We start from the raw sequence: 24978 nt of genomic DNA on the forward strand, positions 1-24978 counted from the left end.
CGGACGGCGCACCTCTTCGGGGCCTTGCCGCCGAGGCCTGTGGGTTAGCTCACAACAAGGCTCTATGGCGTTCTTTGTCCCCTCTCACAGCGGGCCTGGGAGGCCTGTGACCATTAACGTCGGATTCATGTCGACCTCCGCGCACACATCCGCCGACGTCATGCACGCCAGCAGCACGGTCACCGACCGTCTCGTCGAGGCGAACGCACGCTACGCCGCCGATTTCACCGACCCCGGAATGGACGCGCGCCCCGTGCTTCGCGTCGCCGTCGTCGCCTGCATGGACGCCCGTCTCGACCTCCACGCGGCCCTCGGCCTCGAACTCGGCGACTGCCACACCATCCGCAACGCGGGCGGCGTGGTCACCGACGACGTGATCCGCTCGCTCACCATCAGCCAGCGGGCCCTCGGCACCCGCAGCGTGGTGCTGATCCACCACACCGGCTGCGGCCTGGAGTCCCTCACCGAGGAGTTCCGGCACGAGCTGGAGATGGAGGTCGGCCAGCGGCCGGCCTGGGCGGTCGAGTCCTTCCGCGACGTCGACCAGGACGTCCGGCAGTCGATGCAGCGGGTGCGGACCTCCCCCTTCCTGCTGCACGCCGACGACATCCGCGGCTTCGTGTTCGACGTGACGACGGGCCTGCTGCGCGAGATCGACCCGTCGGACGGGCCGACGACCGATCCCGCCCACCCGGCGTAAACACCCAAACCCCGGCATTTCCCTCGCACTTGTCCATCGGCGAGTGACACGACCCGGCCGTGCGAACAAGAATGCTCGGGTGACACCCCCCGACGTTCCCACCGGGGGCAGGTGTCCCTGTTCCGGAAGGCCGAGGAGGGCCGGGTGACGACCTATGACGATCGAGCGAGCCTCGCTGATCTGACCACCACTGTGGAGCGTGTCCGCAGGTCGGTGGAGAGTGTGATCGAGGGCAAGCCCGAGGTCGTACGGCTTTCGCTGACCGTGCTGCTCGCCGAGGGGCACCTCCTCATCGAGGATGTCCCCGGCGTCGGCAAGACCATGCTGGCCAAGACGCTGGCCCGGTCCATCGACTGCTCGGTGCGCCGCATCCAGTTCACGCCCGACCTGCTGCCCTCGGACGTCACCGGCGTGTCGATCTTCGACCAGCAGCGGCGTGACTTCGAGTTCAAGCCGGGCGCGATCTTCGCGCAGATCGTGATCGGCGACGAGATCAACCGCGCCTCGCCGAAGACGCAGTCCGCGCTCCTGGAGTCCATGGAGGAACGCCAGGTCACCGTCGACGGCCAGACCTACGAGCTGCCCAGCCCGTTCATGGTCGTCGCCACGCAGAACCCGGTCGAGATGGAGGGCACCTACCCGCTGCCCGAGGCCCAGCGCGACCGCTTCATGGCCCGGGTCTCCATCGGCTACCCGAGCCCCGAGGCCGAGCTCCAGATGCTCGACGTGCACGGCTCGGTCTCCCCGCTCGACGACCTCCAGCCGGTCGCGCACGCCCACGACATCCTGAAGCTGATCGAGGCGGTGCGCGCGGTCCACGTCGCCGACGCCGTACGCCGGTACGCGGTCGACATCGTCTCCGCCACCCGCACCCACGCCGACCTGCGGCTCGGCGCCTCCCCGCGGGCCACGCTCCACCTGCTGCGGGCCGCCAAGGCCTCCGCCGCGCTCAGCGGCCGCGAGTACGTGCTCCCCGACGACCTCCAGGCCCTCGCCGCGCCCGTCCTCGCCCACCGGCTGCTGCCGACGGCGCAGGCCCAGCTGAACCGCCGTACCGCCGAGCAGGTCGTCCAGGACATCCTGCAGCGCACCCCCGTCCCGGCCGCGGCCCCGCCCGCCGGACCGCTCTACGGCCAGCAGCCCGGCGCCCGGCGGCTGTGATGGGAGGCGCTGCCGTGCCGGACGGACAGCGGGACGACGAGGACGACCGGGGCGGTCTGCGGGCCGCCTTCGGTGGTCTCACCACCCGTGGCCGCTCCTTCCTCGCCGCCGGGGTGGCCGCCGCCGTCTGCGCGTACGTCCTCGGCCAGGCCGACCTGCTGCGCGTCGGGCTCCTGCTCGCCACGCTGCCGGTGATCTGCGTCCTCGTGCTGCACCGCACCCGCTACCGGGTCGCGGCCTCCCGCCGGCTCACCCCCCAGCGGGTGGCCGCCGGCACCGAGGCGCGGGTCCAGCTGCGGATGGAGAACGTCTCCAAGCTGCCGACCGGGCTGCTCATGCTCCAGGACCACGTGCCGTACATGCTGGGGCCCCGCCCCCGCTTCGTCCTCGACCGGGTCGAGGCGGGCGGACGGCGCGAGGTGTCCTACCGGGTCCGCTCCGACCTGCGGGGCCGCTTCCCGCTCGGTCCGCTCCAGCTGCGGCTCAACGACCCCTTCGGGATGTGCGAGCTGACCCGCTCGTTCAGCGCCTACGACACCCTCACCGTCATCCCGAGGACCGAGGTCCTGCCGCCGGTGAAGCTCGTCGGCGAGGCCTCCGGGTACGGCGACGGACGGCAGCGCTCACTGGCCCTCGCCGGAGATGACGACATCATCCCGCGCGCCTACCGCCACGGCGACGACCTGCGCCGGGTGCACTGGCGCTCCACCGCCCGCTACGGCGAGCTGATGGTCCGTCGCGAGGAGCAGCCGCAGCGGGCCCGCTGCACCGTCCTCCTCGACACCCGCCGGGTCGCCTACCAGGGCTCCGGCCCGGACTCCGCCTTCGAATGGGCGGTCTCGGGCGCCGCCTCCTCCCTGGTGCACATGCTGGAGCGCGGCTACGCCGTCCGGCTCGTGACCGACACCGGGAGCACGGTGCCCGGCGAGGGCGCCGAGGGCTTCGCCGGCTCGGCACAGGACTCGGCCGAGTCCGCCGGCCTGATGATGGACACCCTCGCCGTCGTCGACCACTCCGAGGGCGGCGGACTCTCCCGCGCCTCCGACGTGCTCCGCGGCGGTGACGAAGGACTGCTCATCGCCTTCCTCGGCAACCTCGACGAGGAGCAGGCGGCGCTCACCGCCCGGATGCGCGGCCGCGCGGGCGCGGCCGTCGCCTTCGTCCTGGACTCCGGCTCCTGGCTGACCGGCGGTTCGGTCGCCGGCGCCGTCGACGACCGGGTACGACAGCTGCGCGAGGCGGGCTGGACGGCGCTGGCCGTACCGCCCGGGGCGCACCTCGCCGACCTGTGGCAGCAGGCGGCCGGAGTCCGCGCGGAGTCCGGCGCCGCCGACACCTACGGAGGATGGTCATGAGCGGGCGCGCACGGCTGACCCTGGCCGCCTGGGGCGCCACCCTGATGGGGGCCGGAGCACTGCTCCCCCTCGTGAAGCCGGCGACCTGGATCTTCACGGCGGCGTTCGTCCTCGCCCTGGTGAGCGGGGTGGGCGCGCTGGCCAGACGGGCGCCCCTCGCCCGGCCGCTGACCCTGCTCGCGCAGGTCGCCGTCGCGCTGGTCGCCCTGACCGTGATCTTCGCCCGCGAGCAGGCGATCCTCTGGTTCCTCCCCGGCCCGCAGGCCTTCGCGCACGCCGCCGACCTGTTCGGGGCGGGCGCCGAGGACGTCGGCCGGTACGCGATCCCCGCGCCGGACACCGAGGGCATCCGGCTCATGCTGGTCGGCGGCGTCGTCGCGATCGGCCTGATCGTGGACACCCTCGCGGTCAGCTTCCGCAAGGCGGCCCCGGCCGGTCTTCCGCTGCTCGCCCTGTACTCGGTGGCGGCCGGGCTCTCCGGCGGCGGCGCGGGCTGGCTCTGGTTCCTCCTCGCGGCCTCCGGCTATCTGCTGCTGCTCCTCGCGGAGGGCCGCGACCGGCTCTCCCAGTGGGGGCGGGTCTTCGGCGGCGCCCAACGCTCCGGCCGGCCCGGCACACCCGTCGGAAGCGGCGGCCCCACCTTCGCCCCGGCCCGCACGGGACGCCGGATCGGCGCCGTGGCCATGGGCGTCGCCCTGGTCGTTCCGCTCGCGCTGCCCGGCTTCACCGGCGGGCTGCTCGGCGGCGGCGCCGACGAGGGCACCGGGGGCACCGGCAAGGGCGGCACCATCTCGGCCGTGAACCCGCTGGTCTCCCTCCAGGACAATCTCCGCCAGCAGGAGGACCGGGAGGTCCTGCGCTACCGGACCAACGCCCGCGACACCTCCGGTCTGTACCTGCGGCTCGTCGCGCTCGACCAGTTCGACGGCACCTCGTGGAAGTCCTCGGTCCGCCCCATCGAGGACGTGCCCAGGCAGCTGCCCTGGCCGCAGGGGCTCTCGCAGGACGTCCAGATCGACGAGGTGACCAGCAACTTCGTCGCCTCCGACGGCTACGAGCAGAAGTGGCTGCCCATGCCGTACCCGGCCGGCCGCGTCGACATCGACGGCCGCTGGCGGTACGAGCCCGCCGGCCGGATGCTCGTCGGCGACGACAAGCAGACCACCCGCGGCGCCCGCTACCAGGTCAGCAGCCTGGACGTACGGCCCACCTCGGACCAGCTGGCCGCGTCCGGGCCCGCCCCGGAGAAGCTGCGCCGCGAGTACACCAAGGTCCCCGCCTCGCTCCCGGACGACGTCAGGGCGACCGCGCTGCGGATCACCCAGGGCGCGCGCAGCGACTACGAGCAGGCGGTGAAGCTCCAGAACTGGTTCGCCCGGGACGGCGGCTTCCGCTACGACGTCGAGGTGGAGTCCGGCACCGGGGTCCAGGCGATCTCCCGGTTCCTGAAGGACAAGCAGGGCTTCTGCGTCCACTTCTCCTTCTCCATGGCGGCGATGGCCCGCTCGCTCGGCATCCCCGCCCGCGTCGCCGTGGGCTTCATGCCGGGCACGACGCAGACCGACGGATCGGTCTCGGTCGGCATCCGGGACGCCCACGCCTGGCCCGAGCTGTACTTCGAGGGTGCGGGGTGGACACGGTTCGAACCGACCCCCTCGCGGGGCTCCACCCCCGCGTACACCCGGGACAACACGCCCTCCGGTACGGCCACCGGTCCCGCACAGCCCCAGCAGAGCGCCTCGGCACAGCCGTCCGCCGCGCCGAGCGCCTCGGAGAGCTGCACCCCGCAGATGCGGAGGCTCGGTGACTGCGGCCCGGACGCCGCGGTGGCCGGTGCGGAGACGGGCGGCTCGGGTCCCGACCCCCTGACGGTGGTCCTCCTGACCCTCGGCGCCCTGGTCGTGCTCGCCCTTCCCTTCCTGCCTCTCCTCTGGCGGACCCGGGTACGGGCCCGGCGGCTCGGCTCGGACGGGGCCCGCGGCCCCCGGGAGACGGCGGCGCGGACGCTCACGGTCTGGCGGGAGATCAACGACACCGCCTGGGACTACGGGGTCGAGCCCGACGAGTCGCTGTCACCGAGGAAGGCGGCGGCCCGGATCGTCCGGCTGGGCGAGCTGCGGGGCGAGGCGGCGGACGCGGTGCACCGGGTGGCGCGGGCGGTGGAGGAGGTGCTGTACGCGCCTCACCCGCGGCCGGCCGCGGGCCTCGCGGACGAGGCCGCCCGGGTCAGGACGGGGTTCCACGCCTCGGCCGACCGCCGCACCCGGCTCAGGGCGACCCTGGCCCCACGCTCGGCGGCCCGCCTCCGCTGGGCGGCGTCGGCGCGCTGGTCGGAGACATCGACGAACTGGTCGCTCCGCCGCCGCGCCCTCCTGACCCGAGCAACGACCCGCCTCCGCCGCACGACACCGAACACGGGCTGACGGGGGCCCCAGCCTGCGGGCCCACCTACCGGCTCCGGCCCCGTCGCCCACCCCCGTGTGGGCAATCGTCCCGCCGGGGCGGGACGGGTGGGCACACGGGACGGCGCCCTTCGGCGGGCGCCTCCGCCCTTGTGCCTGGACCCGCCACTGACTTGTGCGGCGCACAAAGGGTGCGGGTTCAGGCGCGGAAGCCTAGGCCCGGCAAAGGGCGCCGTCCGTTGTGCCCACCCGTTCCGCCCCAGCGGAACAGATGCCCACAACGCGGGGCGGCGGGGGCCAGCATGGGTGGGGGCCCGCCCCAGCGGAACTGCCCACAACGCGGGGCGGCAGGCGGCGGCGCGCGCACGACCGAGCCCCGCAGGGTGCGCGGAGGCGCGTTCTGCGGGGCTCGGTCACGTAGGGCGCGGGGCTACCGCTCGGCCGCCGTCAGTGGCCGCCGCCCTGCTGCTCGTCGCGGCGGCGCTGCCACCGCTCTTCGATCCGGTTCATCATGGAGCGTCGCTGCTGCCGGGTCTGACGGCCACCTGCCGCCGTCCCACCCCCGGCCGCCTGCTGCTCACCCGGTTTCGGCGCCTTGCGCCATCCGGTGACGGCCAGGACCGCGCAGCCCAGCATGACGAGGAATCCCACCACGCTGATCCAGATCAGGCCGTCCTCTTGGAAGACCATTCCGGTCATGAGGAGCGCGATACCCACCAGGAAGCCGGCGACTGCCTGGTAGACCCGTCGCCGGGTGTACGTACGCAGTCCGCTTCCCTCGAGCGCTGTCGCGAACTTGGGATCTTCGGCGTACAGCGCTCGCTCCATCTGCTCGAGCATTCGCTGCTCGTGCTCCGAGAGCGGCACGGAGTCCTCCTAGTCGTCGGTCGCGGGGGCGACCGGTTGGCGGCCCTTTCAGGATAGGCAGGGAATCGCCCCCGTGAAACCCGCCCTCAATGCCGAATAGCCAATCCGGGCCGCCATGCGGATCGGTTGCTGAGGCGTTGATTCCCCAGCCCCTCGTCCGTCATGCCGGATGCTGTCCCCCGATCATACGGGGCGGAGCCCGTTACCGGGCCGGCTGTGGCGTACTCCATGGAGTGCCGCCATCCGCACCGCTGAACGGGTGCCGTCCCGCTCAGGCCCGCTTCTCGCCCAGCACGTGCAGCTGCGTGGCGATCGCGTGGAAGGAGGGCAGCTCGGCGGCGGCCGCTTCCAGCTTGAGCAGGGCCTCCGCCGCGCCGGGCTCCGTGTCGACGAGGACGCCGGGGACGAGGTCGGCGAAGACCCGGACGCCGTGCACGGCGCCGACCGCGAGTCCGGCGCCTTCGGCGAGCTCGGCGAGCTGTTCGGCGGTGAAGCGCCGGGGTACGGGGTCGCCCGTGCCCCAGCGGCCCGCCGGGTCGGTGAGCGCGTGCCGGGCCTCGGTGAAGTGCCCGGCGAGGGCGCGGGCGAGGACGGCCCCGCCGAGTCCGGCGGCGAGCAGGCTGAGGCTGCCGGCGGGCCGGAGCGCGGCGACCGCGTTCCGTACGCCCTCGGCGGGGTCGTCGACGTACTCCAGGACGCCGTGGCAGAGCACCGCGTCATAGCTCTCGCGCCCGACCACGTCGAAGAGGCCGCTGATGTCGCCCTGGACGCCGGTCACCAGGTCGGCGACGTCGGCCTCGGCGGCCCGGCGCTCCAGCGCGAAGAGCGCGTTGGGGCTGGGGTCCACGACGGTGACGCGATGGCCGAGGCGGGCGACCGGCACCGCGAAGTTGCCGGAGCCGCCGCCCGTGTCGAGGACGTCGAGGCTGTCCTTGCCGGTGGCCTCGACCCGGCGGTCGAGGGCCTCTTTGAGGACGTCCCAGACGACGGCGGTACGCAGGGAGGCGCGCGACGGGCGCGACGACGCCTCTCGGCCGAAGGCGGGGGAAGGGTCCGGCACGGCTGTTGACTCCTCGGTGACGGGTACGGACGCTCCCCACCCTATGGCCTAGGTCCCGCCTTTCGGATCATCCTCCGGCCTCACCCGTCCCCGGCCCGCGGGGCGGGACCGGCCGGAGGGCGAGCAGCCGCTCGACCAGACGCAGGAAGGCGGCGGCGTCCCTGATCAGGTCGTCGGCCTCGCGCCGGGTCGCCGCGCTCGTGATGCCCGCTTCGGCGCGGGCCCGGCGCTCGGCGCCGGAGGCGAAGAGGGCGCTCCACTCGGTGAGCTCGGGGGCCAGCTCGGCGAGGAGCTCCCAGGCGCTCCGTATCCGCTGCCGGCGGCGGGGCCCGGTCGCCGGCCTGGCGCGGGCGGCGAGGACGGCGGCGGCGGCCCGGAGAGCGGCGAGGTGGGCCACGGCGTACCGCTCGTGGGGGCGGTCGAGGGCCGTGGCCTCGGCCAGGCCGGTGCGGGCCTTGGCCAGGAGGTCGAGGGCGGCGGGCGGGACGGCGGCGGGGCGCGGGACGGGGTGGGTGCCGGAGGCGGGTCCGGATCGGGCCGGGAAGGGTCCGGTCTGGGCGGGCACGGGTCCGGACCGCGCGGGGGCGGTACGGCCTCCGGCGTGGCGGCGGGGCGCGGCTGCTGCGGAAGGGCTTGCCATGACGAGTCCTCCTGTCGTCGCGTGACGGCACTGTGGCCGTATGCGTCCATCGTGCCCGCCCCCACTGACAACGCGGCTGACCTGGCCTTTTGCCTGAAATCCAGGACACGGGTAGTTTTTGCACTGACTAGTCAGTTCAAAAACGGGAACAGGGGGTGGGTCCGTGGAGGCGCAAGAGGACGGGCGGCCGGACGGCGCCGCCGTCGTCGCGGACGGCTTCGGACTGAAGGGACCGCGCGGCTGGGCCTTCCGGGGGGTCTCCTTCCGGGCCGCGCCCGGTTCGCTGGTGGCGATCGAGGGGCCTTCGGGCTCGGGCCGGACGTGTCTGCTGCTCGCGCTCACCGGCCGGATGAAGGCCAAGGAGGGCACCGCCGAGGTGGGCGGCCTGCCCCTGCCCCGGAAGATGGCCGCGGTCCGCCGGATCACCGCCCTCGGACAGGTGCCCGGCGTCAGCGAGCTGGACCCCGCCTTCACGGTCGCCGAGCACCTGGGCGAGCGGGCCCTGCTCCAACGCCGTTACGACGGTTCCTTCCGGGCCCTCCTGCGGCGCCCGGCCGAACGGGCGGCGGCGACCCGGGCCCGGATCGAGGAGGCCGTGACGGCCGCGGGGCTCGACCTCTCCGCCCTGCCGAAGGGCGAGCGGACCTCCGTACGGGATCTGGAGCGGCTCGAGGCGCTGCGGCTCACGATCGCCCTGGCCCTGATCGGCCGCCCCCGGCTGCTCGCCGTCGACGACACGGACCTGAAGCTCTCGGACGCCGACCGGACCGAGGCCTGGTCGCTGCTGCGGACGCTGGCCGCTTCCGGGACGACCGTACTCGCCGTCTGCAGCGAGGCCCCCGAGGACGCCCTGCGGATCACCACGCTCCCGGACGCGGCGGAGCCGGAGGCCCCCAGCGGGAAGACCGAACCGGAGGCCGCCGGACCGGAGGCCGCCGAAGCCGAGGCCGCCGAACCGGAGGCCGGGGAGTCCGAACCGGACGCCGAGCCCGTCAGAAGCACCGAGAACACCGAGAACGCCGAGAACACCGCCGACCACACGACCGAGGAGGGGGCGGCCGATGCGCTCGCCGAAACTGGCCGCGCTTGAGCTGAAGCGCTTCGGCAGGGGGAAGCTGCCGCGCGCCGCGCTCGTCGCGATCCTGCTGCTGCCCCTGCTGTACGGCGCCCTGTACCTGTACTCGTTCTGGGACCCGTACAGCAGGCTCGACAAGATCCCCGTGGCCCTCGTCAACGAGGACCGGGGGGCCACCGCCGACGGCAAGCGGATCAACGCCGGCGACGACATCACCGAGGGGCTCCTGGAGAGCAACACCTTCGCGTGGCACCGGGTGAGCGACGCCGAGGCGCGCGAGGGCGTCGAGGAAGGCAGGTACTACCTGTCCCTGACCATGCCCGGCGACTTCAGCTCGCGGATCGCCTCCAGTTCCGGGGACTCCCCCGAGACCGGCGCCCTGCGGGTGCGGACGAACGACGCCAACAACTACATCGTGGGCCAGATCTCCCGGACGGTCTTCTCCGAGGTGCGCACCGCGGCCTCCACCACGTCCTCGCGGTCGTTCCTCGACAAGATCTTCATCTCCTTCTCCGACATCCACGACGCCACGGCGAAGGCCGCCAAGGGCGCCGACGACCTCAAGCAGGGCGTGGACAGGGCGAAGAAGGGCTCCAAGGACCTGGCGGACGGTCTCACGACCGCCAAGACGGGCAGCGGCGACCTGGCCGCGGGTCTGAAGAAGCTCGACAAGGGCGCCAGGGACCTGGAGAGCGGCTCCCGCAAGGTCGCGAACGGCACCCAGTCGCTCGCCGACAAGGTGAACGGCACCGCCGACAAGGTCCGCCCCTACCTGGCGAACAACGGCACGTCGATCCGCGACACCGCCCGTCTCGTCTCCGACTCCGCCACCGCCGCCCGCAACAACCTCGCCGACCTGGTCAGGCGCGCCCCGCTGCTCCGTACCGCCGCGCATACGGCCGACGACGAGCTGGCCGCGATCCACCGGGAGGAGTGCGAGCCGAAGCCCGCGGCCGACGTCCGGATCTGCGAGAGGCTCAAGAAGGCCTCGGTCACCGCCGACGACGTGGCGACGATCGCGGACGACGTGCACGAGCTCACGAAGGGCAGCACCGGCGACCTGAAGGTCCTGGACGCGCGGCTCGCCAAGCTCACGAAGCAGGCCGACGAGCTGGCCGCCCGCGCCCCGCACCTCGACGAGGACGTCGAGGACGCCATCCGGAAGATCAACGAGCTCAACACGGGTGCGAAGAAGGTCGCGGCGGGCGCCGACAGGCTCCACACGGGCATCACGGAGGCCAAGACCGGTTCCGTCAGCCTCGACACCGGCGTCGGCAAGCTCAAGAAGGGCGCGGGGGACCTCGACGGCGGTCTGTTCAAGCTGGCCGACGGCTCCGGCGAGCTGGCCGGCGGGCTGCACGACGGCGTGGAGCAGATCCCGGACTACGACAAGCAGGACCGCGACCGGCGCACGGAGGTCATGGCGGACCCCGTCCAGCTGGCCTCCCAGTCCCTGCACAAGGCGCCGAACTACGGCACCGGTTTCGCCCCGTACTTCATCCCGCTCTCCCTCTGGGTCGGCGCGATGGTCGCCTACATGATCATCCAGCCGATGAACCGGCGCGCCCTCGCCGCCGGCGCCTCCGCCTGGCGGATCGCGCTCGCGGGCTGGTTCCCGGTCGCGGCGATCGGCATCCTCCAGGTCGCGGCCCTCATGTCGGTCCTGCACTGGGGTCTCGGCCTCCAGATGGCCAGGGCGGCCGGAACCGTCGGCTTCCTCGCCCTGGTGACCTGCTGCTTCGCGGCGATCATCCAGTGGCTCAACGCCCGCTTCGGCGCGGCCGGCCGGATCCTGGTCCTCGCGGTCCTGATGCTCCAGCTGACCTCGGCGGGCGGCACGTACCCCGTCCAGACCAGTCCGGGCTTCTTCAACGCCGTCCACCCCTTCCTGCCGATGACCTACGTGGTCGAGGCGCTGCGCCGGCTGATCACGGGCGGCGGGACCGGGCCCGTCTGGCAGGCCTGCGTGGTCCTGGCCGCGTTCACCGTGGGCGCCCTGGCCCTGACCGCCGTCTCGGCCCGCAAGCGGCAGGTCTGGACGCTCGACCGGCTTCACCCCGAACTGACCCTGTGAGACGGGGCCGGTGACCTCCGCGACACCTGTGAGAATCGACCCCATGGACAGCAGCAGCACCCGACGCCAGGCCACGCGCGCGAAGCTCTACGAGGCGGCCGTCACCCTCATCGCGGAGCAGGGGTTCTCCGCGACGACGGTCGACGAGATCGCCGAGCGGGCCGGCGTGGCCAAGGGCACGGTCTACTACAACTTCAAGAGCAAGACCGAGCTCTTCGAGGAGCTGCTGCGCCACGGCGTGTCACTGCTCACGGCCTCGCTGCGGACGGCGGCCGAGGAGACCGCCGAGCACGGCGGGAGCAGGGTCGACGCGCTCGACGCGATGATCCGCGCCGGGCTCGTCTTCATCGACCGCTACCCCGCCTTCACGCAGCTGTACGTGGCGGAGCTCTGGCGCACCAACCGGGCCTGGAACTCGACGCTCCTCGTGGTCCGCCAGGAGGCCGTCGCGGTGGTCGAGGGGGTGCTGCGCGAGGCGGTCGAGGCGGGTGAGCTCAGCGACGAGATCGATGTCCAGCTGACGGCGGCGGCGCTGGTCGGCATGGTGCTCGTGGCGGCTCTCGACTGGCAGGCCTTCCAGAGCGAGCGTTCGCTCGACGACGTGCACGCGGCGCTCTCCCGGCTGCTGCACGGCCGGGTGGGCGGCCGCTGACCCACGCGCCCGCGTGGCGGCCCCGTAACGCCCGTACGGCTTCCGCCCCCGGCGCGCCGAGCACAGCGCACGCGGCGGGCCCGGCCCACGCGGGCGCGACGCCGGGCACAGAACGAGGAAGGCCGGTCCGACGAGGCTCGATCCCCCCGAGCCCCGCCGAACCGGCCTTCCTCACCTTCCCCGTGACACCCCCGTGCCCCCGTGCCGGCAGGCGCGCGGCCCCGGTTCCGCCGCCCCGTGCCGGCGGTTCCCGGGGGCCGCGCCCCTTCCGTGGTCACCACTCTCTCCTCCGGGCGCTCCCCGCCCCATCCGCACATCTACTCATCTCGCCCCCTAGGTACGGGTACTCAGTCCTGGTTACGATCACGGGCGTGTCCGTACTCCCCCTGGTGTTCACCAGCGGCTGGGCAAGCGGGATCAACGCGTACGCGGTGGTCCTGCTGTTCGGCGTCTTCGGCGCGACCGGGCTCACCGACGAGGTGCCCGAGTCCTTGCAGCGCACCGATGTCCTCGTCGTCGCCGGCGTGCTCTTCCTGTGCGAGGCGGTGGCGGACAAGATCCCGTACGTCGACTCGATATGGGACTCCGTCCACACGGTGATCCGGCCGGTCTCGGGGGCCGTGGTCGGCGCCCTGCTCGCCGGACAGAACGGCTCCCTGCCCGAGCTCGCGGCGGGCGCGGTCGGCGGTTCGACAGCCCTGCTCAGCCACTTCGTCAAGGCGGGGACGAGGATGGCGGTCAACTCGTCGCCCGAGCCGTTCTCCAACATCGCGCTGAGCCTCGCGGAGGACCTCGGGGTGGCGGCGATCATCACCTTCGCCGTCTTCCATCCGGTGGCGGCGGCGGTCATCGCGGCCGTACTGCTCGCCCTCGGCCTGGCGATACTGGTCTTCCTGGCGAAGCGGATCCGCCGCTTCCTGCGCCGGAGGTCCGAGCGCCGCGAGGAGAAGCGGCTCGCCGGCGTGACGGCCAGGGCCCGCTCACGGCCGCCGTCCGACGACGGGTCGGAGCACTTCTGACCGGCGCGCCCCGGACGCCCGACCGGGCCTCCCGTGCTGTCGGAGGGGCCGGATAAAGTCGCCGGCATGGCACGGATTGTGGTGATCGGCGCGGGACTCGGCGCCATGGCGGCGGCGGCCCGGCTGGCCGTGGCGGGCCACCGGGTGACGGTGTACGAGCGGGGCGCGACGTACGGCGGCGCGGTCGGCCGCTTCGAGCGGGACGGCTTCGCCTTCGACACGGGCCCGGGGCTGCTGCATCTGCCCGCCGTGTACCGGGACCTGTTCGTGAAGACCGGCAAGGAGCCCCTGGAGGAGTGCGTCACGCTGACGCAGGTCGACCCGGCGAGCCGTCATGTGTTCGCCGACGGTACCCGCGTGGACCTGCCGAACGCCTCACGGGCCGGCACGGTCGCCGCCCTGGACGCGGCGCTCGGAGCCGGTGCGGGCGAGCGCTGGGGCGACTTCCTCGTCCGCGCCCGCGAGGCCTGGGACCGGACGCGCCGCCCGCTCCTGGAGGAGCCGCAGCCGGCCGACCCCGCGCCCCTGGCCCGTGAGCCGTACCCGGCCCTGAAGCCGGGTCTGTTGCGGCGTCCGACGACGACGCTCGCGGGGATCGGGGCGCGGGAGCTGCGCGATCCCCGGCTCGCCGCCCTGCTCGACGCGTACGCGTGGACGTACGGCTTCGACCCGGCGACCGCCCCGGCCTCGGCCGCCGTCCTGCCGTACATGGAGCAGACCTTCGGCAGCTGGTACGTCGGCGGCGGGCTGCGGGCCCTCGCGGACGCGGTCCACGAGCGGTGCCTGAAGCGGCGTGTCGCGTTCGTCTTCGACACGCCCGTCGAGGGCGTCCTGGAGAAGGACGGCCGGGCGGTGGGCGTCCGGCTGGCCGGCGGCGGGACGGTCGAGGCCGACCACGTCGTCTCCGGGGCCCCGGTGCCCGCGCTCCGCCGGGACCAGGTCGTCGAGTGGAGCGAGGGCGGCGGGTGGCCGCGCCATCAGGTGACCGGCACGAGCCGGGTGACGGTCTGTCTGGCGCTGCGCGGGCCCCGCGAGTCGGGGGCGGTCCATCGCACCGTCGTGCACGGGGACGGCGAGCGGCCGACGGTGACCGTGCTGCGCCCGGACGATCCGGCGCTGCGTCCGGACGCGGACCACGAGTCGGTGACGGTGACGTCGACCGTCCGGACGTCCGGCGAGGGGGAGTGGGTCTCGTTCGCCGGGCGGATGGTCGAGGCGGCCGGGCACGCGGTCCCCGGGCTGCGGGAGCGGCTGCTGTGGCAGCACGTGCGCACCCCGGAGGACGTCCGGCGTGACACCGGCGTCGCCGAGGTGCCCGGGCCGGCGCTCGCCGGGGCCCGCGGTCTGCTGCTCCCGGCCGGCAACCGCTCCCCGCTGCCGGGGCTCTGGTTCGCGGGCGGCTGGTCCCACCCGGGCGGCGGGCTCGCCCACGCGGGCATGTCGGGCGCGCTGGTGGCGGGGTTCATCGTGGAGGGCGCGGACTTCCGCGGCTCCCAGTAGGGGTGTCCGGGGGTGGGACGCGAGGGCGTGCGAAGGCCGGCGTGTGGGGCCGCCGACCTCATCGGCGGCCCCCGGTCACTCACTCAGTAGCGGTACTGCTGCTGGTCGTCCGGGTGCGGCTCGTAGCCGTACGGGCCCGGGGCGTGCGGCGGCTGCTGGGGCTGGTCGGTGTCGCGCTGCTGCGGGACCCAGACCCCGCCCGGCGGCGTGTCGTAGGTGTACGAGGGTGCGGAGGAATCGACGTAGTACGAGCCGTACTGCTGGCCGTCCGTGCCCGGGCCGATGTACGGGTCGGAGTAGGCGGCGTACTGCTGCTGCCCGGCGGCCTGGCCGTAGTCGTAGGCCGGCTGCTGCTGGTCGTAGGCGGGCGCGTAGGGGTCGTACTGCGGGTCGTAGCCCGTCCCGTAGCCGGTGCCGGGCGCCTGGGGCGTTCCGCTGCCGGGGTGGTGGCCCGCGTCCTGGCCGAGGTCGTAGACCCCGTACTGGCCGGTGTCTTCGGGCATCGGCAGGGGCTCGTAGACGGCGGTGGTCTCCGCCGTGCCCTGCTCGCCGGCGCTCTCCTGCGCGGCGTACGGGGTCTCCTGCCCCGCGTACGGGGTCTCCGGGCCGTCGTACGCGGTCTCCTGGCCGTCGTAGGACAGCTCGGTGACCTCGAGGGTGGGCCCGGCCTGCGCCGGGGCAGCCGCCCTGCGGCGACGGCTCGCGCCCGGCCTGCCGCCGATCGCCCAGCCGGTGGAGAAGCCGCGGCGGAAGGAGAGCGTCACATAGGTCTGGCCGACGGCGAAGGCGACCGCCCCGGCGATGATCACCGCCACCGAGGGCAGCAGCACGCCGAGGACCACACCGAGGAAGCCGCAGAAGGCGAGCACCCGCCAGCGCAGTCGCGCCTTGTACTGGAGGAGCACCTCCCCCAGCAGCCACAGTGCGACCACGCCGAACGCGATGTAGAGGACCGTCCACCCCATGCCCCGCCGCCCCTCTCCACGGTCACCGCCGCGGGTCGGGGCGGGTACGACCGGTCACGACTGCTGGTGCAGTCCGAGATTCTCGTAGATCTCGAGCGTCGCGGTGGAGCTGTTCAGCGTGATGAAGTGCAGTCCGGGGACACCCTCGGAGAGCAGCCGCGCGCAGAACTCCGTCGCGAACTCGATACCGATGGAGCGTACAGCGGCGGGATCGTCCTTGACGGCGAGGATGCGCTCTTTCACGTCCGCGGGGAAGTGCGCGTTGCTCAGCTGGGGCAGCCGGTCGAGGGTCTTGACGTTCACGACGGGCATGACCTCGGGGATGATCGGGGTCTCGCAGCCCGCCTTGGCGACGCTGTCACGGAGTCGCAGGTAATTCTCCGGGTCGAAGAACATCTGGGTGATCGCGTAGTCGGCGCCGGCGCGGCACTTGTCCACGAAGTGCCGGATGTCCGTGTCCCAGTCGGTGGACCGGGGGTGCATCTCCGGGAACGCGGCGACGCCCACGCAGAAGTCGCCCGACTCCTTGATCAGCCGGACGAGGTCGGCGGCGTACCTCACGCCCTCGGGGTGCTCGATCCACTCCCCCAGCGGGTCGCCCGCCGGGTCGCCGCGCAGCGCGAGCATGTTGCGGATACCGGCGTCGGCGTACTGGCCGAGGACGTTGCGCAGCTCGGCGACCGAGTGGTCGACGGCGGTGAGGTGGGCGACCGGGGTGAGGGTGGTGTCGGAGGCGATCTTCTGGGTGGCCTTCACGGTGCCGCCGCGGGTGGAGCCGCCGGCTCCGTACGTCACGGAGACGAAGCTCGGCCCGACCGCCTCGACCCGGCGCATGGCGTTCCAGAGGTTCTGCTCGCCCTTCTCGGTCCGGGGCGCGTAGAACTCGAAGGAGTACGACGTGCCGCCGGAGGCGAGGATCTCGCGCACCGTGCGGGCGCGGTCCGAGCGGACGGAAGCGGTACCAAGGGCCATACCGGCAGGTTAGACGCGGTGCGGGGAGCCGCGTACACGGCGTCCGAGTGCTGGACACCTTTTCGGACACCCCTGGGCACGGCTCGGGGCGCCCCTCGGGGCCCGGGGTGCGGGCGTGTCCCGCTGCGCGCCTACGCCTCGGCGCGCTCCCGGACCCGCTTGGCGAGGGCGGCGGTCGCGGCGGCCGGGTCGTCGGCCTCCGTGATGGCCCGGACGACGACGATCCGGCGCGCGCCCGCGTCCAGGACCTCGTCGAGGTTGGTCTCGTCGATGCCACCGATGGCGAACCAGGGCCGGTCCTGGGCCAGGCCGGCCGCGTACCGCACGAGGTCGAGTCCCGGCGCGTACCGCCCGGGCTTGGTGGGGGTGGGCCAGCAGGGCCCGGTGCAGAAGTAGTCCACGCCCGGCTCGACGGCGGCCGCGGCCACCTCGGTCTCGGCGTGGCAGGAGCGGCCGATCAGGACGTCCTCGCCGAGGATCGCGCGGGCGGCTGGCACGGGCAGGTCGCCCTGCCCCAGATGGAGGACGTCGGAGCCGATGGCGTGGGCGACGTCGGCCCGGTCGTTCACCGCGAGGAGCCTGCCGTGGCGGCGGGCGGCGTCGGCGAGGACGGCGAGGTGCTCCAGCTCCTCACCGGCCTCCATGCCCTTGTCGCGGAGCTGGACGACGTCCACGCCGGAGGAGAGCACGGCGTCGAGGAAGTCGGGCAGGTCGCCCTGGCGCTTCCGGGCGTCGGTGCACAGGTACAGCCGGGCGTCGGCGAGCCGCTCACGAGGCGTGGGCATGGGTGGGTTCCCCCCGTCGGTGTCGCCGGCGCCGCGGCGGCCGCCCCCGTGAGGGGACGGCCGCCGCGACACCCGCTGGTGGTGTCTTCGGTTCGTGCGGGCTCAGAGGGCGAGCGCCTGGGCGCGGCGCTTCACCTCCGTGCCGCGATTCTCGTTGAGCGCCTGCGCGGGCGTGCCCGGCAGGCTCTCGTCCGGAGTGAAGAGCCACTCCAGCATCTCCTCGTCGGTGAAGCCGTCGTCCCGCAGCACGGTCAGGAGCCCGACGAGGCCCTTGACGATCTTGTCGCCCTGGATGAAGGCGGCGGGAATCTGCAGGGCGTTGTTCTCTCCACGGCGCACGGCGATGAGCTGACCTTCCTTGATCAGCTGCCGCACGCGCGTCACCTCGACATCGAGCATCTCCGCGATGTCGGGCACGTAGAGCCAGGCGGGGACGAGCGCATCGATCTTTACGTCAATCTCGGTCACAGGACAAGCCTGCCATCCCGGACCGACACCCGGTAGTCGGGCCCTACCGGACCGCCGCCTTCAGGGGTACGGAGGGGTCGGACGCGCGCGCGGGGTCGACGGGGGTGGCCGTCTCGATCAGCTTGCGCCCCTGGGCGAGGTCGCGGGGGCGGCCGACGGCGAGGAGCGCCACCGGCACCCCGGCGCGCAGCCAGAGCACGGACCAGGCCTCCTCCGCCGGGTCGCCGCGCCACAGCAGCTCGTCGGCGTCCGCGTGGTGACCGGCGTACTGGACGAAGCGGCCGAACTGCTCGGACCAGAAGTACGGGACGGGGTCGTACGGCGTGTCGGCGGACCCGGTGATCGCCGCGGCGACCGTACGGGGGCCCTGGAGCGCGTTGTCCCAGTGGTGGACGAGGAGGCGCTCGCCGTAGCGGGCGGAGGGGAAGGAGGCGCAGTCGCCGACGGCGTACACGTCGGGCAGGGAGGTGCGCAGCCGCTCGTCGGCGGTGACGGCGCCGCTCGGGTCGAGGGCGATGCCGGAGCCGGTGAGCCAGCCGGTGGCCGGGCGGGCGCCGATGCCGACGACGACCGCGTCGGCGGGGAGCTCGCGGCCGTCGGCGAGGAGGACCCGGCCGGGCGCGCCCGGCTGGACGGAGTGCACGCGCGCGTGGGTGAGGAGTTCGGCGCCGTTGGCCCCGTACCACTCGGCCATGGGGGTCGTGACCTCGGCGGGCAGGGCGGCCGCGAGGGGGCGGTCGGCGGCCTCGACGACGGTGACGGCGCAGCCGGCCTCGCACGCGGCGGTGGCGAACTCGGCGCCGATCCATCCGGCGCCGACGACCACGACGGTGTGGCGGTTCGCCAGGACGGGGCCGAGGCGCACGGCGTCGTCGAGGGTCCGGAGCAGGTGGACGCCGGGGACGCCCTCGGCGCCGGGCAGGGTGACCGGCTGGGCGCCGGTGGCGAGGACCAGGATGTCGTAGCCGAGGGGCCCCGCCTCGGTGTCGATCTCGTGGTCGGCGGCGCGCAGCCCCATGACGTCGAGGCCGAGGCGGAGCTCGACGCCGAGGGCCTCGAAGTCGACGTCGAAGGCGGAGTCCTCGGCCTTGCCGAGGAGGATGGCCTTGGAGAGCGGGGGCCGGTCGTAGGGCTGGTGGGGCTCGGCCCCGATGAGGGTCACGGGGCCGGTGAAGCCCTGTTCGCGCAGGGCGACGGCGGTCTGGACGCCCGCCATGCCGGCGCCGACGATCACGACATGCTGCTGGGCCTGCTTCTGCTCGCTCACCCACCCACCTTACGATCCTGACGAACCGTCAGGAAGGGAGGGTGGGGGCGGCGCGAGGGGGAGGGCGGGGGCGGCGCGAGAGGGAGGGGCCTGGGCGCCGAATGGCCCTGCCGTTAGTCTGGCGGGCGTAAAGCACTCGCGGGAGCCCGGACGCACCGGGCTGAGAGGGAGGCTGGGACGGCCTCCGACCGTACGAACCTGATCCGGGTCATGCCGGCGAAGGGAGGGGCTGGACGCCCATGCGTTCTTCCGATGTCTCCGATGCCCGTGAGGGCGGCGATGTCCCCGATGTCCTCGTGATCGGGGGCGGCATCATCGGCCTGGTCACGGCCTGGCGGGCCGCCCTGCGCGGACTGCGCACCGCCGTCGTCGACCCGGACCCCGGCGGCGGCGCCGCGCGGGTCGCGGCCGGGATGCTCGCCGCCGTCACCGAACTCCACTACGGCGAGGAGACCCTGCTCGGGCTCAACCTCGCCTCCGCCGCGCGCTATCCCGCGTTCGTCGCGGAACTCGAGGAATCCACCGGCCACGACGTCGGCTACCGCGCCTGCGGCACCTTCGCCGTCGCCCTCGACGCCGACGACCGGGCCCACCTGCGCGAACTCCACGCCCTCCAGACCCGCTGCGGGCTCGCCTCCGAGTGGCTCAGCGGCCGCGAGTGCCGCCGCCTCGAACCGATGCTCGCCCCGGGCGTGCGGGGCGGGCTGCGGGTGGACGGCGACCACCAGGTCGACCCGCGCAGGCTGGCCGCCGCGCTGCTCGTCGCCTGCGAACGGGCCGGGGTGGTCTTCCACCGCGCCCTCGCGCGGCGCCTGACGGTGGTACGGGACCGGGCGCGCGGTGCCGTGCTCGCCGACGGCACGGAGCTGACGGCCGGCCAGGTCGTCCTCGCCGCCGGAAGCCTCAGCGGACGGCTCGCGGGCGTGCCGGACGAGGTACTGCCTCCCGTACGCCCCGTGAAGGGCCAGGTCCTTCGACTACGGGTACCGGCCGCGTACGCCCCCTTCCTCTCCCGGACCGTCCGGGCCGTCGTCCGGGGCAGCCACGTCTACCTGGTGCCCCGCGCGAACGGCGAACTCGTCGTCGGCGCCACCAGCGAGGAGCTGGGCTGGGACACCACCGTGACGGCGGGCGGGGTGTACGAGCTGCTGCGCGACGCCCACGAACTCGTCCCCGGGATCACCGAGCTGCCGCTCACCGAGACCCTCGCCGGGCTCCGCCCCGCCTCCCCCGACAACGCGCCGCTGCTCGGCCCCAGCGCCCTGCCCGGCCTCCACCTCGCCACCGGCCACTACCGCAACGGGGTGCTGCTCACCCCCGTCACCGGCGACGTCATGGCCGAGGTGCTCACCACGGGCAGCCTCCCCGACGTGGCCCGTCCCTTCACCCCCCGCCGTTTCTCCCCCGCCCCTCCCGTACGCCAGGAGCAGCCCGTATGAACGTGTCCGTGAACGGAGAAGCGCGCGAGCTCTCCGGCCCCCTCACCCTCGACGCCCTCGTCGCGACCCTGACCACGGCCCGCTCCGGGGTGGCCGCCGCCCTCAACGAGACGGTCGTGCCGCGCGGCGAATGGGCGGCGACGCCGCTCGGCGAAGGCGACCGGGTGGAGATCCTCACCGCGGTCCAGGGAGGCTGAGCGCCATGTCCGACGACGTGTTCACCCTCGGCGGTACGGAGTTCTCCTCGCGCCTCGTCATGGGCACCGGCGGGGCGCCCAGCCTCGACGTCCTGGAACGCTCGCTGATCGCCAGCGGTACGGAACTGACGACGGTCGCCATGCGGCGCCTCGACCCCACCGTCCAGGGCTCGGTCCTCTCCGTCCTGGACCGGCTCGGCATCCGGGTCCTGCCGAACACCGCGGGCTGCTTCACAGCCGGCGAGGCGGTCCTCACCGCGCGGCTCGCCCGGGAGGCCCTCGGCACGCACTGGATCAAACTGGAGGTGGTGGCGGACGAGCGCACCCTCCTGCCGGACGGCGAGGAACTCCTCGCCGCGGCCGAGACCCTCGTGGACGACGGCTTCACCGTCCTCCCCTACACGAACGACGACCCGGTCCTCGCGCGGAAGCTGGAGGACGTGGGCTGCGCGGCGATCATGCCCCTCGGCTCGCCGATCGGCTCCGGGCTCGGCATCCGCAACCCGCACAACTTCCAGCTGATCACGGAACGCGCGGGGGTGCCGGTCATCCTCGACGCGGGCGCGGGCACGGCGTCCGACGCGGCGCTCGCGATGGAGCTGGGGTGTGCGGCGGTGATGCTGGCGTCGGCGGTGACGCGGGCGCAGGAGCCGGTGCTGATGGCGGCGGCGATGCGGCACGCGGTCGAGGCGGGGCGGCTGGCCCACCGGGCGGGCCGGATCCCCCGCCGCCACTTCGCGGAGGCGTCGTCCCCGACGAAGGGCCGCCCCACCCTGGACCCGGAACGCCCGGCCTTCTAGAACCACCCCGCCGGGGCGCCGCCCCACCTCGATGGGGCATCTGTCCCTCCCCCGGGCTCCGTCCGGGGGAGGAACCCGGCGGGGCGCAGGGCGCCCCGCAGCGCGGCCCGTGCGGTGCTCGTCACAGGTGCGCTGCAGTAAGGGGCGGACGGCGCGGGAGCCCCGTCCGTGGCTCGTAGACTCGACGCCGTGGACACGACCCTTCAGGACCCCCTCGTCGGGCGGCTGCTCGACGGCCGCTACCGCGTCGACGCGCGCATCGCCGTCGGCGGGATGGCCACGGTCTACCGGGCCGTCGACACCCGCCTCGACCGCGTCCTCGCGCTCAAGGTGATGCACCCCGCCCTCGCGACCGACGCAGCCTTCGTGGAGCGCTTCATCCGCGAGGCGAAGTCCGTCGCCCGGCTCGCCCACCCGAACGTCGTCGGTGTCTTCGACCAGGGCGCCGAGGGGGCGTACGTCTATCTGGCGATGGAGTACGTCGCCGGCTGCACCCTCCGTGACGTGCTGCGCGAGCGCGGCGCCCTCGCGCCCCGGGCCGCGCTCGACATCCTGGAGCCGGTGCTCGCCGCGCTCGGCGCCGCGCACCGCGCCGGGTTCGTGCACCGGGACATGAAGCCGGAGAACGTCCTGATAGGGGACGACGGCCGGGTCAAGGTCGCCGACTTCGGTCTCGTACGGGCCGTGGGCTCCGCGACCGCCACCACCGGCTCGGTCCTCGGCACCGTCTCGTACCTCGCGCCGGAGCAGATCGAGCACGGCACCGCCGACACCCGCGCCGACGTGTACGCCTGCGGTGTCGTCCTGTACGAGATGCTGACCGGCGGCAAGCCCCATGCCGGCGACACCCCCGCCCAGGTCCTCTACCAACACCTCAGCACGGACGTGCCCGCCCCCTCCGCCGCCGTTCCGGGTCTCGCCCTGGAGCTGGACGAGCTGGTCGGGGCGGCCACGGCCCGTAACCCCGAGGTCCGCCCGCACGACGCCGTCGCCCTGCTCGCGCTCCTCCGGGAGGCCCGCGCCGGGCTCGGCGAGGAGCAGCTGGACGCCGTGCCCCCGCAGGCGCGGTCCGAGGTCCGGGACACCACGGAGGACCGGACCAGCGTGATCGCCCGGCCGGTACCGGCGGCGGCCGAGGCTGACCCCCAGCGGGTCCTGCACACGAACCGGCTGCCCGCGCCGGAGCCTCCCGCGCCCACGGCCCGCCGACGGCCCCCGCGCGGCCCCCTGCTGATCGTCCTCGGCGTCCTGCTCGCCCTCGGTCTCGGCACCGGCGTCTGGTACATCAATTCCGGCCAGTTCACCCGTGTCCCCGCCGTCCTCGGCCAGACCGAGACCGTGGCGACGAAGCGGATCACCGACGCCGGCCTTGAGGTCGGCACGACGAAGCGCGCGTTCAGCGACGTGTACGAGCGCGGCACCGTCATGGCCGTCGACCCGGCGCCGGGCGAGCGCCTCCGCGGCAACGGCACGGTCACCCTGACCCTCTCCAGGGGCCCGGAGATCGTGAAGGTGCCCAACCTCAGGAACAAGCCGCTCGCCGAGGCCAGGCGCCTGCTGGAGAAGGAGGGTCTGCTGCCCGGGGTGACCACCACGGCGTTCAGCGACTCCGTCGCCCAGGGTTCCGTGATCAGCTCCGACCCCGAGCCCGGTACGGAGCGTGCCCCCGACTCGGCGATCGCCCTGGTGGTCAGCAAGGGCGCGCCGATCGACGTACCGGACGTCACCGGTGAGACCGTCGCCGACGCCACGGCCCTGCTCAGGGAGGAGGGCCTGACCGTGCGGGTCGCCCAGGAGCGGATCCACTCCCCCGAGGACGCCGGCGCGGTCGCCGCGCAGTCCCTCGCCGGGGGCAGCCGGGCCGCGGAGGGCGACACCGTCACCCTCACCGTCTCCAAGGGCCCGAAGCCCGTCGAGGTCCCCGACGTCACCGGCGAGACGACCGACGACGCCCGTACGGCCCTGGAGGACGCGGGCTTCGAGGTGGAGGTCAAGAAGACCTTCCCGTACCTGGGCGACACGGTCACCGGCCAGTCCGTGGAGGGCGGCGAGACCGCGCCCGAGGGCTCCGTCGTCACGATCACGATCAAGGGACTGTAGAGACTGATGCGCAACCCCGTCGGAGGGCATGTCCCGGTGGCCGGTGGCCTCGCCACGGTCGGCCTGGGCTACGCCCGTGAGCTCGGCGCCGAGGCCGTGCAGGTCTTCGTCGCCAACCCGCGCGGCTGGGCCACCCCGCCCGGCAACCCCGTCCAGGACGAGCGGTTCCGCGCGGAGTGCGCGGCCGAGTCGATCTCGGCGTGGGTCCACGCCCCTTACCTGATCAACTTCGGCTCCCACACCGAGGCCACCGCGGAGAAGTCGGTGGAGTCGATGCGGCACTCGCTGCGGCGGGGCCGGGAGATCGGCGCGAAGGGGGTCGTGGTGCACACCGGCTCGGCGACCGGTGGCCGTCCGCGTGCGGTGGCCCTCGCCCAGGTGCGGGAGAGGCTGCTGCCGCTGCTCGACGAGCTGACGCACGAGGACGATCCGTATCTGCTTCTGGAGTCGACGGCGGGGCAGGGCTTCTCGCTCTGCTCGCGCGCGGAGGACTTCGGGCCGTACTTCGACGCGCTCGACCGCCATCCGAAGCTCGGCATCTGCCTGGACACCTGCCACATCTTCGCCGCCGGCCACGATCTGACCGGCCCGCACGGTGCGTCGCAGACCCTCGACCAGCTGGTGGAGACGGTGGGCGAGGGACGGCTCAAGCTGATCCACGCCAACGACTCCCAGGACGTCGTGGGCGCGCGCAAGGACCGGCACGCGAACATCGGCGTGGGCCACATCGGTGAGGACGGCTTCCGGAACCTTCTCCGGCACCCCGCGACGGACGGCGTTCCGCTGGTCATCGAGACGCCGGGCGGCAAGGAGGGGCACGTCGCGGACGTGGAGCTGCTGAAGAAGCTGAGGGGCGTCATTTCCCGTTGAGGAATACCCTATGGGGGTATACGGTTCGAGTGACGGCAGGAACCGCTACCCACACCCTGGGGGCACCCCGATGCAGCACGACGCACACGCTCATCACCACCACGACACCTCCGCGGACCACTCGGGACACGCCGATCACTCCGGCAAGGTCTCCTGGTCCATGGCCGCCAGGGCCACGCTGCACTGCCTCACCGGCTGCGCCATCGGCGAGGTGCTCGGCATGGTCATCGGCACCGCGCTCGGCTGGGGCAACATGGAGACGATGATCCTCGCGATCGTCCTGGCCTTCTTCTTCGGCTACGCGCTCACCCTGCGCGGCGTGCTGGCCGCCGGCGTCGGCTTCAGGACGGCGTTCAAGGTGGCGCTCGCCGCCGACACCCTCTCCATCGCGGTCATGGAGACCATCGACAACGGCGTTCTCGCCCTCTGGCCGGGCGCCATGGACGCGCACCTCTCGGAGCCGTTCTTCTGGATCGTGCTCGCCATCGCGCTCGCCGCCGCGTTCGTGATCACCACGCCGATCAACAAGTGGATGATCGGCCGGGGCAAGGGCCACGCCGTGGTCCACCAGTACCACCACTGATCAACCGCCGGGACACCGGACGGTCCG

General features: G+C 73.6%; 23 protein-coding genes and 1 riboswitch. Of the genes, 15 read left to right on the forward strand and 8 right to left on the reverse strand.

Features of this window, described 5'->3' with window-relative positions:
- Positions 1-127 precede the first annotated feature (127 nt).
- From ACFVYX_RS21420 to ACFVYX_RS21435, 4 genes are all read left to right on the forward strand, one after another.
- Entirely contained in the window at positions 128-700 is a 573-nt protein-coding gene (locus tag ACFVYX_RS21420) for a beta-class carbonic anhydrase (RefSeq protein WP_389682995.1), read from the forward strand.
- A gap of 144 nt (positions 701-844) precedes the next feature.
- Positions 845-1861 (forward strand): AAA family ATPase, encoded by a 1017-nt coding sequence (locus ACFVYX_RS21425; RefSeq protein ID WP_389682996.1) that lies wholly within the window; start codon positions 845-847, stop codon positions 1859-1861.
- Complete coding sequence (locus tag ACFVYX_RS21430; RefSeq protein ID WP_389682997.1) at positions 1861-3216, forward strand: DUF58 domain-containing protein; 1356 nt, start codon at positions 1861-1863, stop codon at positions 3214-3216. The genes ACFVYX_RS21425 and ACFVYX_RS21430 overlap by 1 nt, the downstream gene beginning before the upstream one ends.
- On the forward strand, positions 3213-5639 hold the full coding sequence (locus ACFVYX_RS21435; protein ID WP_389682998.1) for a DUF3488 and DUF4129 domain-containing transglutaminase family protein: 2427 nt from the start codon (positions 3213-3215) through the stop codon (positions 5637-5639). Before ACFVYX_RS21430 ends, ACFVYX_RS21435 begins: the two co-directional genes overlap by 4 nt.
- A gap of 426 nt (positions 5640-6065) precedes the next feature.
- Here ACFVYX_RS21435 and ACFVYX_RS21440 read toward each other — a convergent pair whose 3' ends face one another.
- From ACFVYX_RS21440 to ACFVYX_RS21450, 3 genes are all read right to left on the reverse strand, one after another.
- A complete protein-coding gene (locus tag ACFVYX_RS21440; RefSeq protein WP_389682999.1) occupies positions 6066-6485 on the reverse strand; it encodes a DUF3040 domain-containing protein in 420 nt (139 codons plus the stop codon).
- Between the two features lie 271 nt (positions 6486-6756).
- Positions 6757-7545, reverse strand: a complete 789-nt coding sequence (locus tag ACFVYX_RS21445; RefSeq protein WP_389683000.1) for a class I SAM-dependent methyltransferase — start codon at positions 7543-7545, stop codon at positions 6757-6759.
- 67 nt (positions 7546-7612) lie between these two features.
- Positions 7613-8185, reverse strand: a complete 573-nt coding sequence (locus ACFVYX_RS21450; RefSeq protein ID WP_389683001.1) for an SAV_6107 family HEPN domain-containing protein — start codon at positions 8183-8185, stop codon at positions 7613-7615.
- A 163-nt stretch (positions 8186-8348) separates the two neighbouring features.
- Between ACFVYX_RS21450 and ACFVYX_RS21455 the strand changes: the two genes are divergently transcribed.
- From ACFVYX_RS21455 to ACFVYX_RS21475, 5 genes are all read left to right on the forward strand, one after another.
- Positions 8349-9275, forward strand: a complete 927-nt coding sequence (locus tag ACFVYX_RS21455; RefSeq protein WP_389683002.1) for an ATP-binding cassette domain-containing protein — start codon at positions 8349-8351, stop codon at positions 9273-9275.
- On the forward strand, positions 9247-11334 hold the full coding sequence (locus tag ACFVYX_RS21460) for a YhgE/Pip family protein (RefSeq protein ID WP_389683003.1): 2088 nt from the start codon (positions 9247-9249) through the stop codon (positions 11332-11334). Before ACFVYX_RS21455 ends, ACFVYX_RS21460 begins: the two co-directional genes overlap by 29 nt.
- A 43-nt stretch (positions 11335-11377) precedes the next feature.
- A complete protein-coding gene (locus tag ACFVYX_RS21465; RefSeq protein WP_389683004.1) occupies positions 11378-11986 on the forward strand; it encodes a TetR/AcrR family transcriptional regulator in 609 nt (202 codons plus the stop codon).
- Positions 11987-12357: 371 nt separating this feature from the next.
- Positions 12358-13005: a DUF4126 domain-containing protein gene (locus tag ACFVYX_RS21470; RefSeq protein WP_389683005.1), complete on the forward strand. Its 648-nt coding sequence runs from the start codon at positions 12358-12360 to the stop codon at positions 13003-13005.
- Between the two features lie 66 nt (positions 13006-13071).
- Positions 13072-14505: a phytoene desaturase family protein gene (locus tag ACFVYX_RS21475; protein WP_389683006.1), complete on the forward strand. Its 1434-nt coding sequence runs from the start codon at positions 13072-13074 to the stop codon at positions 14503-14505.
- A gap of 83 nt (positions 14506-14588) precedes the next feature.
- On the opposite strand, the gene ACFVYX_RS21480 is transcribed toward ACFVYX_RS21475, so the two are convergent.
- The 5 genes from ACFVYX_RS21480 to ACFVYX_RS21500 form a co-directional block, all read right to left on the reverse strand.
- On the reverse strand, positions 14589-15470 hold the full coding sequence (locus tag ACFVYX_RS21480) for a hypothetical protein (protein ID WP_389683007.1): 882 nt from the start codon (positions 15468-15470) through the stop codon (positions 14589-14591).
- A 54-nt stretch (positions 15471-15524) separates the two neighbouring features.
- Positions 15525-16442 carry a methylenetetrahydrofolate reductase [NAD(P)H] gene (gene metF / locus ACFVYX_RS21485; RefSeq protein WP_389683008.1) on the reverse strand — a complete coding sequence of 306 codons (918 nt, stop codon included), beginning with the start codon at positions 16440-16442 and terminating at the stop codon, positions 15525-15527.
- A 131-nt stretch (positions 16443-16573) separates the two neighbouring features.
- Positions 16574-17227 (reverse strand): thiamine phosphate synthase, encoded by a 654-nt coding sequence (gene thiE, locus ACFVYX_RS21490; RefSeq protein WP_389683009.1) that lies wholly within the window; start codon positions 17225-17227, stop codon positions 16574-16576.
- Between the two features lie 102 nt (positions 17228-17329).
- Entirely contained in the window at positions 17330-17695 is a 366-nt protein-coding gene (locus ACFVYX_RS21495) for an Rv2175c family DNA-binding protein (protein ID WP_030219572.1), read from the reverse strand.
- Between the two features lie 43 nt (positions 17696-17738).
- Positions 17739-18962, reverse strand: coding sequence for an NAD(P)/FAD-dependent oxidoreductase (locus ACFVYX_RS21500; protein ID WP_389683010.1), 1224 nt, complete (start codon positions 18960-18962; stop codon positions 17739-17741).
- Positions 18963-19090: 128 nt separating this feature from the next.
- Positions 19091-19204: riboswitch (TPP riboswitch) on the forward strand.
- Here ACFVYX_RS21500 and thiO point away from each other — a divergent pair.
- The 6 genes from thiO to ACFVYX_RS21530 all read left to right on the forward strand — a co-directional run bounded on the left by thiO (position 19202) and on the right by ACFVYX_RS21530 (position 24951).
- Positions 19202-20401, forward strand: coding sequence for a glycine oxidase ThiO (gene thiO / locus ACFVYX_RS21505; RefSeq protein ID WP_389683011.1), 1200 nt, complete (start codon positions 19202-19204; stop codon positions 20399-20401). Its footprint overlaps the riboswitch before it by 3 nt.
- The gene (gene thiS / locus ACFVYX_RS21510) at positions 20398-20598 is read left to right on the forward strand and encodes a sulfur carrier protein ThiS (protein ID WP_389683012.1); all 201 of its coding nucleotides are present in this window, start codon (positions 20398-20400) and stop codon (positions 20596-20598) included. Before thiO ends, thiS begins: the two co-directional genes overlap by 4 nt.
- Before the next feature lie 5 nt (positions 20599-20603).
- Complete coding sequence (locus ACFVYX_RS21515) at positions 20604-21398, forward strand: thiazole synthase (RefSeq protein ID WP_389683013.1); 795 nt, start codon at positions 20604-20606, stop codon at positions 21396-21398.
- Positions 21399-21587: 189 nt separating this feature from the next.
- Complete coding sequence (gene pknB, locus ACFVYX_RS21520; RefSeq protein ID WP_389683014.1) at positions 21588-23498, forward strand: Stk1 family PASTA domain-containing Ser/Thr kinase; 1911 nt, start codon at positions 21588-21590, stop codon at positions 23496-23498.
- A gap of 6 nt (positions 23499-23504) precedes the next feature.
- A complete protein-coding gene (locus ACFVYX_RS21525; protein ID WP_389683015.1) occupies positions 23505-24368 on the forward strand; it encodes a deoxyribonuclease IV in 864 nt (287 codons plus the stop codon).
- Between the two features lie 70 nt (positions 24369-24438).
- Positions 24439-24951, forward strand: a complete 513-nt coding sequence (locus ACFVYX_RS21530; protein WP_389683016.1) for a DUF4396 domain-containing protein — start codon at positions 24439-24441, stop codon at positions 24949-24951.
- The last annotated feature ends 27 nt before the right edge of the window (positions 24952-24978 follow it).

Origin of the sequence: Streptomyces sp. NPDC058326 (genome assembly GCF_042879855.1) — a bacterium.
GTDB lineage: Bacteria > Actinomycetota > Actinomycetes > Streptomycetales > Streptomycetaceae > Streptomyces.

Coding starts and splice junctions, on each gene's coding strand:
- metF (WP_389683008.1), bottom strand. CDS start 16,442: ATGGCCCTTGGTACCGCTTCCGTCCGCTCGGACCGCGCCCGCACGGTG.
- ACFVYX_RS21420 (WP_389682995.1), top strand. CDS start 128: ATGTCGACCTCCGCGCACACATCCGCCGACGTCATGCACGCCAGCAGC.
- ACFVYX_RS21480 (WP_389683007.1), bottom strand. CDS start 15,470: ATGGGGTGGACGGTCCTCTACATCGCGTTCGGCGTGGTCGCACTGTGG.
- ACFVYX_RS21530 (WP_389683016.1), top strand. CDS start 24,439: ATGCAGCACGACGCACACGCTCATCACCACCACGACACCTCCGCGGAC.
- ACFVYX_RS21515 (WP_389683013.1), top strand. CDS start 20,604: ATGTCCGACGACGTGTTCACCCTCGGCGGTACGGAGTTCTCCTCGCGC.
- ACFVYX_RS21460 (WP_389683003.1), top strand. CDS start 9,247: ATGCGCTCGCCGAAACTGGCCGCGCTTGAGCTGAAGCGCTTCGGCAGG.
- ACFVYX_RS21450 (WP_389683001.1), bottom strand. CDS start 8,185: ATGGCAAGCCCTTCCGCAGCAGCCGCGCCCCGCCGCCACGCCGGAGGC.
- thiS (WP_389683012.1), top strand. CDS start 20,398: ATGAACGTGTCCGTGAACGGAGAAGCGCGCGAGCTCTCCGGCCCCCTC.
- ACFVYX_RS21435 (WP_389682998.1), top strand. CDS start 3,213: ATGAGCGGGCGCGCACGGCTGACCCTGGCCGCCTGGGGCGCCACCCTG.
- ACFVYX_RS21430 (WP_389682997.1), top strand. CDS start 1,861: ATGGGAGGCGCTGCCGTGCCGGACGGACAGCGGGACGACGAGGACGAC.
- thiO (WP_389683011.1), top strand. CDS start 19,202: ATGCGTTCTTCCGATGTCTCCGATGCCCGTGAGGGCGGCGATGTCCCC.
- ACFVYX_RS21525 (WP_389683015.1), top strand. CDS start 23,505: ATGCGCAACCCCGTCGGAGGGCATGTCCCGGTGGCCGGTGGCCTCGCC.
- thiE (WP_389683009.1), bottom strand. CDS start 17,227: ATGCCCACGCCTCGTGAGCGGCTCGCCGACGCCCGGCTGTACCTGTGC.
- ACFVYX_RS21475 (WP_389683006.1), top strand. CDS start 13,072: ATGGCACGGATTGTGGTGATCGGCGCGGGACTCGGCGCCATGGCGGCG.
- ACFVYX_RS21465 (WP_389683004.1), top strand. CDS start 11,378: ATGGACAGCAGCAGCACCCGACGCCAGGCCACGCGCGCGAAGCTCTAC.